The sequence below is a fragment of the Mesorhizobium sp. M0058 genome (assembly GCF_040323095.1).
Lineage (GTDB): Bacteria > Pseudomonadota > Alphaproteobacteria > Rhizobiales > Rhizobiaceae > Mesorhizobium.
Genome location: NZ_JAMYUQ010000007.1, coordinates 232,775 through 244,640 on the forward strand (window position 1 = coordinate 232,775; position 11,866 = coordinate 244,640).

An 11,866-nucleotide genomic window follows, 5' to 3' on the forward strand; every position below is an offset into this window, starting at 1 on the left:
CAGCCTATCCGCGGCAGGCTTCCGAAGTCGCGGTGCCTTCCGGCATGCGTTGTGAAAAATGCGACCGTGAGACGCCTGGCCGGAAAAGCTGCCATGGAACCGACATTGCGCCGGGAGCCTCGCCCGTCGCGTTGACCTCTTGGGTCCATGACGCTAGGGGATCGAGGGCAATCGTTTCAGGGGATCCGGCAGATGGTGCATTACGCGGACGGACGGCCGATCGGCGATCTGACCTTGCGTACGCTCGCCATGCCGGCCGATGCAAATGCGGCCGGCGACATCTTTGGCGGTTGGGTGATGGCGCAGATGGATCTTGCCTGCGGCATCCGTGCGGCCGAGCGGGCCAAGGGTCGCGTGGTGACGGCGGCTGTCAAGGAAATGTCCTTCGCCAAGGCGATGAAGATCGGCGACACGCTGTGCATCTACACCCATGTCGAGCGCGTCGGCCGCACCTCCATGACGCTCAAGGTCGAGGCCTGGGCGCAACGCTACCTCTCCGACCTGATGGAGAAGGTCACCCACGCCGATTTCGTCATGGTGGCGCTGGATAGCGACGGCAAGCCGAAGCCGATTCCAACCGAAAGTTGACATCGTCGATTCTGCCAAGCTTGCGCTTAGTAACATCCCCCGCGCGGGCGATGCGCTGCGCGACATCCAATGGTTGCCTTCACATCCGATTCTGCGGGCGGCGGAGGGAAGACAATGCGTCAACACATGCTGAACGGCTGGCTCGTGGCGGCCCTCGTCGCGGTGATCTGCCTGCTTGGCACGACCGCTTATACCGAGATCAGGAAAGAGCTTCCAGGCGTTGCCTGCACGCACGACCGGACCGTTGGCAACGAGCGGACTGCCCAGCGGTCTGCAAGGGTAGAGACGTGCGGCGCAGTGTGTTGCAGCAACCCTGCGTCAAAGGCCTGAGGGCCCGTCAGCGGAAGACCTCGTCAGCCTCAAAATGATGATGCGCCGGCGAACGAAACGCTGCAGCTATGTCGCGATGGCGTGACCAACGATGCAAGGGCGGATCCAGTTAAACCCGGGTACGCGTCGTCGACGGCAAAATCCGTAAACTATTGCTGGGCAACGGTTTTCAGGCGTGCACGCCATCGAATCTTTCACGCGCCGCCTGGACCCGCGAGGTGTTCTTCCGCGCCCATTCGCCGAGCGCGCCGACCGGCACCAGCAGCTCATGGCCGAGCTCCGTCAGCTCATAGTCGACGCGTGGCGGGATGGTCGGGAACACGGTTCGGGTGACGAAGCCGTCGCGCTCAAGACCGCGCAAGGTGGTGGTCAGCATCTTCTGCGAAATGCCGCCGACAGCGGCGCGCAACTCATTGAAACGCAGCGGTCCGCCGCCCAGCTTGCCGACGACCAGAACGGTCCATTTGTCGCCGACGCGCTGCAGGATTTCCGAGACGGCGCGGCAGTCTTCGGTGTTGTGCGGGTGCCTCAGTAACATAACGGTGCCTCCTTGCGCTGCCATTTGTCAGTATCTCATATAGCGCCGGTATCCAAACGATACCAGCTTTTGCATATATGGAGAGCCCCATGTCCAAGCCCAAAATCGCCATCGTCGTCGGTTCGACACGCGCCGCGCGTTTCGCCGATGTGCCCGCCCAGTGGATCGCCAAGATCGCGAAATCTCATGCCGACATCGACGTCGAGACCGTCGACCTGCGCGACTGGCCGCTGCCCTTCTTCGACGAGGTCGCCTCGTCCGCCTGGGCGCCGTCGCAGAACGAAGTTGCCCAGCGCTGGCAAAAGAAGGTCGCCGAATTCGACGGCTTCATCTTCACCGCCGCCGAATACAATCATGGCCCGACGGCCGTGCTGAAGAACGCCATCGATTACGCCGCCAATGAATGGAACAAGAAGCCGGCCGGTTTCGTCGGCTATGGCAGCGTCGGCGGCTCGCGCGCTGTCGAACATTTGCGTCTTGCCGCGGTCGAATTGCAGATGGCGCCGGTCAAATCCGCCGTTCACATTGCCTGGAGCGATTTCCTGGCGGTGCGCCAGGGCGAGAAGAAGCTCGAGGAGATCGAGCATCTGAACCAGGCTGCCACGGCGCTGGTCAACGACGTTGCCTGGTGGGCCCGCGTGCTCAAGGCAGCGCGTCAGGCCGACGCGATTGCCGGCGAAGCCCAGGCGGCCTGAGCCTTATCCTCCCAAGGATCGATGATTTTTCCAAAGGGCGGCGTTTGCGCCGCCCTTTTTCATTCACGTGAAGGGCGCTCTCGGCTCCCTTGGCCGGATGGTGGAGTCGGACCGGCAAACTCGCGCTGATGCCTTGACGATCCCGCGCGAAGGATCGCCGCCTGTCACAGCCAACCGCCGGAAAACCCGGCCCGGCGCAGTCCTGTGGTGATGGCCGGCACGCGGCGCATCAATCGCCACAGGAAGTCGGACCGGTAGTTCTCGATCATCAGGGCGATCGGCCCCTGGTTGATGCCGACATGGTCCGGCGATACCCAACCGCAGGCGCGGCCGTCGTCGGCAGCGATCGTCGGGTTGAAGCTCGCGGTGAAGCCGTAAGGGTTGCCGTCGCGCAGGTCCATCTCGTGGAAATGGCGCAGCGCCGGCAGCACGATTTCCGGCGCAAAAGGCAAGGAGGCGATTGCCGCCCATGGCGACAGCGTGCCGTCATCGGGGCCAAACGGTGCGCCGCGGGCGAGATAACCGAAGAAGCGGCGTCCATCGGCTCGCCGCGCGATCGGACCTGGGCCGTCGCTGGCGGTGACGCCCCAGCAATTCTCGCCATAGCCCGCGAACCCCCTCGGATTGCGGATTGCGTAATCGCGCTGCAGATACGTCGCCTGGCGGCTGTTTTCGAAATAGTCCCGGTCGTGATCGCGCACGAAGGCATCGCCGATGTCGCGAAAATCGATCCAGATATGCGAGAACTGGTGGATGAAAAGCGGGCCGGCATAGACCATCTCGCGGCCGTAGATGGTCTTCCATTTGTAAGTGGACAGCCAGGCCGCGTAGCTCTCGGGAGTTAGCGAGTGGGTCGGCGAACCGAGACCCAGGACGTACAGGATCAGCGCCTCGTCAAATCCTTCCCAGCGGTAGCGGAGAAAGCCTTTTCCAGGCCGCCAGCCATGGGTGACGGTGGCGCCGCCGTTCTGCGCCCAGCGCCAGTCGGCACGGCGGTAGAGCGCATCGGCAAGCTGGCGGATTTCCAGTTCGAGCTCATCGTCCTCGTCGAAATAAGCGCCGGCGGCCAGAACACCGGCAAGCAAAAGGGCGGTATCGATCGTGGACAGTTCGCAATTCCAGACGCGGCGGCCGGTCTTCATGTCGAGGAAATGATAGTAGAAACCCCTGTAGCCGGTGGCATCGGGCTCCGGCCCGTGCGGGGCGTTCCAGAAGAAGCGAAGCGTCGCGAGCGTCCGCTCGATTGCGGCATCGCGCGTCATGAAACCGCGCTCGACACCGACGGGATAGGACGACAAAGCGAGCCCGACGGCGGCTATGCTGGCAGGCGACGCCTGCGTGTTGCGGTCGGCGACCAGGCCGTTGGCAGGGTTGGCCTCGTTGAGAAAATACTCGAAGGACAGGCGCTGGATATCTTGGAGAAGCTCGTCGTTTAGCGCGTGTTCGTTCGATGCATCCATGACAATCGATATAGAGGCTTTGGCTGCTTTTGCCATTCTTCCAGCGGATCAATCATCGGTGAGGGCAGGCTGGGGCCGATAGCGAAAGGCGCTGCCGACGCACCGAATTCAAATCGAGGGGCTGCGAAGATCGGTTGGACCGCCATATGCACGGCCCTGCCATCTGGCCTGGCCGTCCTCCCCTGATATATCCGGCTGCGATCCATCACATGAGCATGCCCCGTGAAGTTACCCAGCCCGTCAGGCGTCGTTTCCCCCATGACCCCGGTGCTGGTCTGTGCACTTGCGATCTTCCTTCTGTCCGCCATGGATGCGGCAATGAAGATCCTGGTCATCGCCGTCGGTGTCTACAACACGGTGCTGTGGCGAAGCATGCTTGCGAGCGTGGTCGCGGGCACGGCCTGGGCGGCGGGGCCGCGTTCCCTTCCCACGCCTTCCGTGCTGCGGCTACACGCGCTGCGCGCCGTGGTCGTGGGCATCGTTCTGCTGTCGTTCTTCTGGGGCCTTGCCAGATTGGCGCTAGCGGATGGGATCGGGCTTAGTTTCGTCGCGCCGCTGTTCGCTCTCCTGCTGGCGGCGCTGCTTTTGGGCGAACGCATACAGCGCCAGGCGATCTGGGCGTCGCTGGCGGGCATCGCCGGCGTCGTCATCATCATGGCCGGACAGTTCGGGCAAGGGAACTATACCGGGGATGCCCTGCTTGGCACGGTGGCGGTGCTCGCATCGACGGTGTTCTACGCCTACAATCTGATCCTCTCGCGGCGGCAGGCGCTGGTGGCCAAACCAGTCGAGATCATGCTGTTCCAGAACCTGTGCGTTGTCGCCGTCCTTCTCCCCGCCGCTCCCTGGCTCGCGGTTGCCCTGCCGGGCAATCTCTGGCTTCCACTGGCCGGAGTGACGGCGCTGTCGCTCTCCGGCCAGTTCCTGATGAGCTGGTCCTACGCGCGGGCCGAAGCGCAATATCTGATCCCAACGGAGTATTCTGCCTTCATCTGGGCGATCGTGTTTGGCTGGCTGTTCTTCGACGAGGCGGCGACCTGGACCACGCTGGCTGGAGCGGCCCTGATCGTGGCCAGTTGCCTGATCGCCTCGCGCTCCAATCCGAAGCTTGCCGAACCGATCGAAGCCGCGGTCTGAGGGCGCTATTCGCTTTGACGGCAGAGTGTCAACGCACCACTTCGCGATGGCCGCTGGGCAGCCGGGTGGCGATCAGCTTGTCGATACGGCGGCCATCGAGGTCGACGACCTCGAAACGCCAGCCTTGCGCGTCGACGCATTCGCCGGTCGCCGGCAGATGGTGCATGTGCGACAGCACATAACCGGCGACGGTCTCGTAGTCGCGGTTTTCCGGCAGGTCGATACCGAGAACGTCAGCCATCTCGTCGGCTTGCATGTATCCCGCGAGCAGCCATGAGCCGTCCTCGCGCTTGACGGCGTTTTCCTCGTCGCCGGCATCAAGGTCGGCGCGGAAGACGCCGGTGATGGCCTCGAGAATGTCGGCAGGCGTGACGATCCCTTCGAAATGGCCGTATTCGTCATGCACCAGCGCCATCGGCACGTCGGATTCCTTCAGCTTCTGCAGCACATCCAGCGCGTCGGCCTGATCGTAGACGATGGGGGCGGCGCGCACATGCTTGCGCGGATCGAGTGCGCGGCCGGCGAGCAGGGCGGCCAGCACGTCGCGCGTCTGAACAACGCCAACCATGACGTCGACGCCGCCATCGCCGGCCGGCAGGCGCGAATGCTGGGTCTCCATCAAGAGCTTGCGGATGGCACCCTCATCGGACTGCAAATTGATCCAGTCGACCTCGGTGCGCGGCGTCATCACGGCGCGCACGGCGCGATCGCCGAGCCGCATGACGCCGGCGATCATGCGCCGCTCGTCGGATTCGATGGTGCCATGGTGCTCGGCCTCGGCGACCAGCATCTTGATCTCTTCGTCGGTGACCTTCTCCTCGCTCTCGCCGCGCTGGCCAAGCAGCCACAATATGGCGCGGCCGGAAATGTCGAGCAGGAACACCAGCGGCGCGGAGACGGTGGCTAGGATGGTCATCGCAGGCGCCGCGCGGGCGGCAACACGCTCGGGATCGCGCAGCGCGATCTGCTTGGGCACCAGCTCGCCGACGATCAGCGAGAAATAGGTGATGATGGCGACGACGATCCCGACGCCGAGCGGGTCGGCGATGTTTTCGCGCATGCCGGTCGTGGCCAGGTACACCGAAAGCCTGTCGCCCAGCGTGGCGCCGGAGAAGGCGCCCGACAGCACGCCGACCAGAGTGATGCCGATCTGCACCGACGACAGGAATTTGCCGGGATTGGAGCCGAGCGTCAGCGCACGCCCGGCGCCATTGACGCCGCGGTCGATCATCGCCTTGAGCCGCGCCGGGCGCGACGACACGATGGCGAGCTCGGACATCGACAGAAGGCCGTTCACACAGATGAGGACGACCACGGTGGCGATTTCGACGTATAGCATCAGGGCTCAATAGCATTGCGGCGGGCCGCAGGAAAATAGTCCGCGATGATTTTTGGAAAATGACAGTGGTTCAGGGGAATTGCCTGAGCACCCCGACAACAGCCTTGCCGTCGGTGAAATAGGGATCGCCGCCGCCGTTGCGTCCGGTCCTGGTGGCGCCGATGCCCGGGATGTCGCTCACCGAGATCACCATGCCGGCCGCCGACAGGTCGTGGATCACGAGATCGCGCTCGGCGTCGATGTCAGGGGCGATATGGTGGGTGATGGCGCCGGTATCGTGGCTGAGACCAACGCCGCGGTCGAAGCTGGCCGAGCCCATCCAGAGCGTTCGGCCGTCGTCGCCGGTCGCATCGCTGCGCCAGAAGCGGACATGATGGCGCCGGTCGGCGCTGCCGCCGACCGGCTTTTCGAAGGCGAGATCCTGGGCGCGGCCTTCGAACAGCAGCCGGCTGACCGGGGCGTCAGGATAGGGATGATCGAACAGCACGCTCTCACCGATTTCGATCGCGGTCTTTAGCGTCACGCCATCGGCCGTATCCCATCCGGCCATGGCGAAGGCATGGATCATCTCTTTTTCGGTACCGACAAGGCCGATATTGATCGGGTCGCCCGGAATGCCTTGCGGCGTGTGTGTCACCATCTCGAAAGTCTGCGTGCGAAAGCCGCGGTCGCGAACCGTCCAGAATTCCGGCGCAGCGACATAGGCGAGGGCCAGCCAGACCGCCAGAAGAGCGGCGAGCCAGGTCAATGCGCGTCGTTGCAGGCTTCGTCGGCTCATGAAAGCGGCTCGATCCGTGCGGTATCTGTGCCTGACGGACCCCGGAAATCAATGGCCAGCGGCGAGCAGCCGTTCTATCGTCGGCCATCGTTTTTGCGGGGGGTGAGCAGGAATGGATAAGAAGCCGGTGGGTCGCAGCTCGATGGCATTGACCGCGGACCTTGTCGCAAGGGTCGAGCGTGTCGAACCGGATGCGGGTCCCGAGCCCGGAACAACCGAGCATACAGACGCGGAGTTCGATAGTCTTGTCGAGCAACTTCTGTCGGAGCATCGGCCTGAAGCGCTATGGGTCTTTGCCTACGGGTCGCTGATCTGGAACCCCGAATTTGCCCATGTCGAGCAGCGCCCGGCCACGGCGCCAGGATGGCACCGCTCGTTCTGCCTGACGCTGACCCGTTGGCGCGGAACCCGTGATTTGCCGGCGCTGATGCTGGCGCTCGATCGAGGCGGCAGCTGCAACGGCATCGTCTATCGGCTGCCCGCGGAAGACCATTTCGGGCAACTTGGCCAGTTGATGCGCCGCGAGATCGATGCCAACCCGCCGACTAACGTGCCATGCTGGATCAAGGTCAAGACCAAGGATGGGCCGTTGCGGGCCTTGGCTTTCGTCGCCGCGCCAGACGGCAGGGCCTATGCCGGCCGGCTGCCATTGGAGCAGGTTGCCGACACGCTGGCGCGGGCTGCCGGGCATTGGGGCTCGTCGGCTCAATACCTGTTCCGAACCGTCAGCAAGTTGGAAGAGAGCGGTATCCGCGACAGGAACCTTTGGCGCATCCAGGATCTGGTGGCCCAGCAAATCATCGCTTCCACCAGGAACGCCAATCCCGACTGATTTCTGAACGGTGAAACGCTTTAGCGGCAGGCGCGGTAGCCGCTTTTGCGGTTCTTGATGTCGAAATGGAAATGGTTGCGGTGATCGTAATTGTAGCCGGGACCGAGCACGGTGGTGAAATACTGGCAGCCGTCGGCACGCACATTGTTGAGGAAGCCGCGGGTGCGGAAGGCAAACAGGCCGGGCTTGCGCACGTCGATGTCGTCGCCGTTGTTGAGCTCGATGCTCATGACGTCGAGGGCGTTGCCCTTGCCGTGCTCGGACAGGACACCTTCGCCGGCGATGTTGCGGCAGGAATAGCTCGAGCCCTGGTGGATGGTCTTGACGCCCGAGAAATAGCGCCAGCGGGCGGAGGGAACCAGTTCGTTGCTGGTCCAGGCGGCGAAACTTGCGGCCATGTCGCAGGTCAATGTTGCGGCGGGCTTCATCTGGATGCCGCCGATGGCGGAGACCTTGACCGGCCAGTCTATGCCGCACTGTCCCTCGTGGATCGGCTGGACATCGGTGTAGACGACGCGAAGGCGCTTCAGCTCGCCACGGCAATCGGTTTCGCTGGCCGGCATCTGCTGCGGCTCCGACTCCGACATCGGCTCGTCGATGCGCGGATAGGCGGCAGTCATATAGGGATTGGACGGGACGAGCTTCTGCATGCCTTCATATTGCGGCACGGCCGCGGTCTGCGAGCCAACATCGACGGCCGGCTGCAGCGACAGCACGCTGCCCGTGTTGCAAGCTGAAACGGCGGCCAGCGCAAGACCGGCGGCCAGTATCGCTGTGCTTTTTGCCTTCGCGGCGGCGCGAAATATTGCGGCCATGGGCGGAATCCTGTCCTTGATCGGTGGGATTTTAACGATCAAGGGTAAAGGAAAACTCAGCGTCCGCGTTCATGCCTGCGGCCGAAATGCGGCAGCCAGACCATCACCGGCATGACGATCACTGGAGGGCCATCACTGGCAGAAAGTGCCACCATTCCGGCGCGGTTCGAGATCGAGATGGAAATGCAGGGAATGGTCCGGGTCCGCGCCCGGTCCAAGCACGGTCTTGAACGGTCCGCAGGCGGCCTTGCGCACCGCATTGAGGAATTTGCCGTCCTTCTCGGGCGGCGTTGGACCGACTTCGACCTTTCTGCCATCCGACAACGTGAAGCTGGCAATATCGAGCGCGTTGCCGAAGGCATGTTCCGACAGATGGCGCGTGCCGTTGCGCGGCCGGCAGACAAAGGCCGATGCCTGGTTGATCGATTTCAGGTCGGCGCCGAATTCGGCTTTCGCCGCAGGCTGGATGATTTCGGCGGCAAAGCGGGCTGCCGCCTCGGCCATCGGGCAGTTGAGTTCGGTCGCGGGGCCGATGGCGATGGATTTTCCGAGCGACTTCAGCACCAGGGGATAGGGGATCGAGCAGCCGATGTCGGGATTGCTTTCCGCCTTATGCTCCTCGAATTCGACACCAAGGGCCGTCAGCCGCTCGCGACAGGCGACTTCCGCCGCCGGCATTTTTGCATCGGGCACATCGGCCGAGCGCGCATCGGGCAGCATCTTCTTGTCGCCGGCATCGGGTTTTTCAGGTGGTTGCGGAGCAACGGCCAGCGGCTGAGCTTCAGGTTCCGAAGTGTCTGGCTTTTGTGTCGGAATCGGCACCGCGGCCGGCGGCTCGGGCTCGCTTTGCTTATCGGTCGACGGCTTCGGGGCTGACGGTCCGGGCCGCGCCTGCTTTTTAAAACGGGACTTTTCTTCGTTGAATCGATCGTCATTGGACCGGTTGGGCGCGCCAAGGGGGTTCGGACCTTCGGCCTTTTGCTTTTCGATCGGTGCCGCGCCGGTCTTCGGCGCCTCTGAAGGACGCGCCTCGGGCAGCGGGACAACGCGCGAGGGCTGCACCGGAACATCGGCGGGCGAGGGCTCTTTATCCGGGGTCTTTTGTTCCACCTGCTTTGGCGTGATGTGCCGCTGTGGCCTGGGCTTCTGGCGGTGTTTGCTGCGCGGCTTAGGATGCGAGTCGACCCGCGGTGAAAACAACTGCTCCAACCGCTGTGACAGCGGCGTGTAATGCTTCTTGCGCTGTTTGGCGTCGGCTTGCGTCAGCAGCAGAGCCGTGACGACCATGACTAGTGCAACCCTGCATGTTCGGGAAAGTACAACAGACCCCATCGTCCTCAACGGCGCGAACGCCCGGAGGTTGCCTGCGGCCCATCACGAACGGTAACGACGTCGTTACGCGCCAATCGCTTCCAGCCCTTCTTCCAGCCAGTCGGCCAAAAGCGGCATGCCGAGCAGGTATTTCGCCGTGCGCTTGTTGGCGCGGTCGCGCGCGGCGGCAACCGCATCGGACCATTCCGCTGCGTCATAGTCGCCGCGGCCGACCCAGGCCAGCGCGATCAACTCGGCCGCTTCGTCGACGTTGAGGTCGTTGATCAGCTCGCGCAGCTCTTCCTCGGTGAGGTCTTCCGCGCTTTCCTCCGCCAGACCGTCATGGTGGTGATTGGCATGTGATTCACCATCGAGCTCGACCTCATGCTCGGCACCGTCGGCATAGTCTTCGTTGACGGCAGCACTCAGTCCCTTTGCCTTGAGAATGAACAGGCGCACGGTGTCCGGGCCGATAGATAGCTCCCATTCCCGCTCACGGCGCTGTTGCACTCTCGGGGTACCCCCGCTGATCTTCCCGAATGATAGCTGATTTGCAGCGCGCGTCACGTCATGTTCTGATCCCTGGCTCCCGCCTTGACGGAATTCAGGTTAGGCACGGCCGCACAAATAGTTTCGGCGGCTGCGGGTTTCCGGGATGAAAAGTCTGCATCCCGGCGTTAGCTTTTCATTATCGTCATTTTCCCTCAAGATCGTCATTATCCCTCAAGGAGGCTTCGATGCATAAAAGAGTGTTGATCCAGGCGGCTGCGGCGGTTGTCGCGCTGCAGTTCTTTGCGGTTCCGGTGTTTGCGGCCGGCGGCGGTGGCGGTGGTACCGAGACCACCACCCAGTGCAAGAAGGGGCAGGTCTGGGACAAGAAAAAGCAGAAATGCGTCGCGCCGAAGTACGGCATGCTGGACGACGACAACATCTATGATGCTGGTCACGACCTGGCCATGGCCGGGCGTTATGATGAGGCAATCGCCGTACTCAGCCTTGCCGCCAACAAGCAGGATCCGCGCATCCTCAACTATCTCGGCTATTCGCATCGCCATTCCGGCCGTGTCACCGTCGGCCTCGGCTATTACGAGGAAGCGCTGCGCATCAACCCGGATTACACGCTGGTGCGCGAATATCTCGGCGAGGCCCATCTGCAGATCGGCGATCTGGCCGGCGCTCAGGCGCAACTGGCCGAGATCGAGAAGCGGACGGGCAAGGATTCGCGCGAATACGGCATGCTGGCCGAACAGATCTACCATTTCATGAGAAGCTGACCCCACCCCAACGGCTTCTCTGGGCCGGCTGCGAGCAATCGCAGCCGGTTTTTGTTGTCGCAACTGCAACACGCTGCACATGCCGTGACGGCAATTGCGCAAGTCGGCTCATGATTTTTCAAAAAGCCTGCTTTTTGAGCGTGAAAAACGCGCGAGGATCGCTATATTGGGGAAAATTGCGGTGAAACGGTTCCGTTAGCCCGAGGCTGCCGGACCCGTTTTCTTTTTATACCCATCGACAAGGCTTTCCCCGAAATGCGGGGGTGGCGGCAGGAAAGGTCAGGCATCATGAACAAGGTCCCGATGACAGGCGAGGGGTTCGCGTCATTGAAGGAAGAGCTGCGTTGGCGCCAGCAGGAGGAGCGGCCGCGCATCATCGAGGCGATCTCCGAAGCGCGCTCGCATGGCGACCTGTCCGAAAATGCCGAATATCATGCCGCCAAAGAGGCGCAGAGCCTCAATGAGGGCCGTGTCAACGAACTGGAAGACTATATTGCTCGGGCCGAGGTGATCGACGTCACCAAGCTTAGCGGCGACAAGGTCAAGTTCGGCGCCACGGTGGTGCTGGTCGACGAGGACACCGAGGAAAAGAAGACCTACCAGATTGTCGGCGACCAGGAAGCGGACGTGAAATCGGGCCGTATCTCGATCTCATCGCCGATCGCGCGCGCGCTGATCGGCAAGGAAGTCGGCGACGCCATCGAGGTCAACGCGCCTGGCGGCGCCAGGGGTTATGAGATCGTCCAGGTGCAATTTATCTAGCACCTCA

Annotated in this window: 13 protein-coding genes; 6 read left to right on the forward strand and 7 right to left on the reverse strand. The window is 62.8% G+C overall.

Annotated elements, in window-relative coordinates:
• The first annotated feature begins 192 nt into the window (after nucleotides 1–192).
• On the forward strand, nucleotides 193–588 hold the full coding sequence (locus NKJ75_RS14185) for an acyl-CoA thioesterase (RefSeq protein ID WP_023671995.1): 396 nt from the start codon (nucleotides 193–195) through the stop codon (nucleotides 586–588).
• A gap of 499 nt (nucleotides 589–1,087) precedes the next feature.
• On the opposite strand, the gene NKJ75_RS14190 is transcribed toward NKJ75_RS14185, so the two are convergent.
• Nucleotides 1,088–1,456: a winged helix-turn-helix transcriptional regulator gene (locus NKJ75_RS14190; protein ID WP_023683744.1), complete on the reverse strand. Its 369-nt coding sequence runs from the start codon at nucleotides 1,454–1,456 to the stop codon at nucleotides 1,088–1,090.
• A gap of 89 nt (nucleotides 1,457–1,545) precedes the next feature.
• On the opposite strand from NKJ75_RS14190, the gene NKJ75_RS14195 reads away from it, so the two are divergent.
• Nucleotides 1,546–2,151, forward strand: coding sequence for an NADPH-dependent FMN reductase (locus tag NKJ75_RS14195; protein WP_023671992.1), 606 nt, complete (start codon nucleotides 1,546–1,548; stop codon nucleotides 2,149–2,151).
• A gap of 164 nt (nucleotides 2,152–2,315) precedes the next feature.
• Here NKJ75_RS14195 and NKJ75_RS14200 read toward each other — a convergent pair whose 3' ends face one another.
• Complete coding sequence (locus NKJ75_RS14200; protein ID WP_352499872.1) at nucleotides 2,316–3,611, reverse strand: glucoamylase family protein; 1,296 nt, start codon at nucleotides 3,609–3,611, stop codon at nucleotides 2,316–2,318.
• Nucleotides 3,612–3,869: 258 nt separating this feature from the next.
• Here NKJ75_RS14200 and NKJ75_RS14205 point away from each other — a divergent pair, with 258 nt between their 5' ends.
• Nucleotides 3,870–4,748 (forward strand): DMT family transporter, encoded by an 879-nt coding sequence (locus NKJ75_RS14205; RefSeq protein WP_352499873.1) that lies wholly within the window; start codon nucleotides 3,870–3,872, stop codon nucleotides 4,746–4,748.
• Between the two features lie 28 nt (nucleotides 4,749–4,776).
• On the opposite strand, the gene NKJ75_RS14210 is transcribed toward NKJ75_RS14205, so the two are convergent.
• Nucleotides 4,777–6,087 carry a hemolysin family protein gene (locus NKJ75_RS14210; RefSeq protein WP_023689708.1) on the reverse strand — a complete coding sequence of 437 codons (1,311 nt, stop codon included), beginning with the start codon at nucleotides 6,085–6,087 and terminating at the stop codon, nucleotides 4,777–4,779.
• A 70-nt stretch (nucleotides 6,088–6,157) separates the two neighbouring features.
• A complete protein-coding gene (locus NKJ75_RS14215) occupies nucleotides 6,158–6,865 on the reverse strand; it encodes an LssY C-terminal domain-containing protein (RefSeq protein WP_023724930.1) in 708 nt (235 codons plus the stop codon).
• A 112-nt stretch (nucleotides 6,866–6,977) separates the two neighbouring features.
• On the opposite strand from NKJ75_RS14215, the gene NKJ75_RS14220 reads away from it, so the two are divergent.
• Nucleotides 6,978–7,697 carry a gamma-glutamylcyclotransferase gene (locus tag NKJ75_RS14220; protein ID WP_023671986.1) on the forward strand — a complete coding sequence of 240 codons (720 nt, stop codon included), beginning with the start codon at nucleotides 6,978–6,980 and terminating at the stop codon, nucleotides 7,695–7,697.
• A gap of 20 nt (nucleotides 7,698–7,717) precedes the next feature.
• Here the strand turns inward: NKJ75_RS14220 and NKJ75_RS14225 are convergent, their stop codons facing one another.
• The 3 genes from NKJ75_RS14225 to NKJ75_RS14235 all read right to left on the reverse strand — a co-directional run bounded on the left by NKJ75_RS14225 (nucleotide 7,718) and on the right by NKJ75_RS14235 (nucleotide 10,333).
• Nucleotides 7,718–8,512: an extensin-like domain-containing protein gene (locus NKJ75_RS14225; RefSeq protein WP_023671985.1), complete on the reverse strand. Its 795-nt coding sequence runs from the start codon at nucleotides 8,510–8,512 to the stop codon at nucleotides 7,718–7,720.
• Between the two features lie 132 nt (nucleotides 8,513–8,644).
• Nucleotides 8,645–9,721 (reverse strand): extensin-like domain-containing protein, encoded by a 1,077-nt coding sequence (locus tag NKJ75_RS14230; protein ID WP_023748179.1) that lies wholly within the window; start codon nucleotides 9,719–9,721, stop codon nucleotides 8,645–8,647.
• Between the two features lie 186 nt (nucleotides 9,722–9,907).
• On the reverse strand, nucleotides 9,908–10,333 hold the full coding sequence (locus NKJ75_RS14235; RefSeq protein ID WP_023683751.1) for a DUF3775 domain-containing protein: 426 nt from the start codon (nucleotides 10,331–10,333) through the stop codon (nucleotides 9,908–9,910).
• 227 nt (nucleotides 10,334–10,560) lie between these two features.
• On the opposite strand from NKJ75_RS14235, the gene NKJ75_RS14240 reads away from it, so the two are divergent.
• On the forward strand, nucleotides 10,561–11,097 hold the full coding sequence (locus NKJ75_RS14240; RefSeq protein ID WP_023689712.1) for a tetratricopeptide repeat protein: 537 nt from the start codon (nucleotides 10,561–10,563) through the stop codon (nucleotides 11,095–11,097).
• A gap of 288 nt (nucleotides 11,098–11,385) precedes the next feature.
• Nucleotides 11,386–11,859: a transcription elongation factor GreA gene (gene greA, locus NKJ75_RS14245; protein ID WP_023671981.1), complete on the forward strand. Its 474-nt coding sequence runs from the start codon at nucleotides 11,386–11,388 to the stop codon at nucleotides 11,857–11,859.
• Nucleotides 11,860–11,866 lie beyond the last annotated feature (7 nt).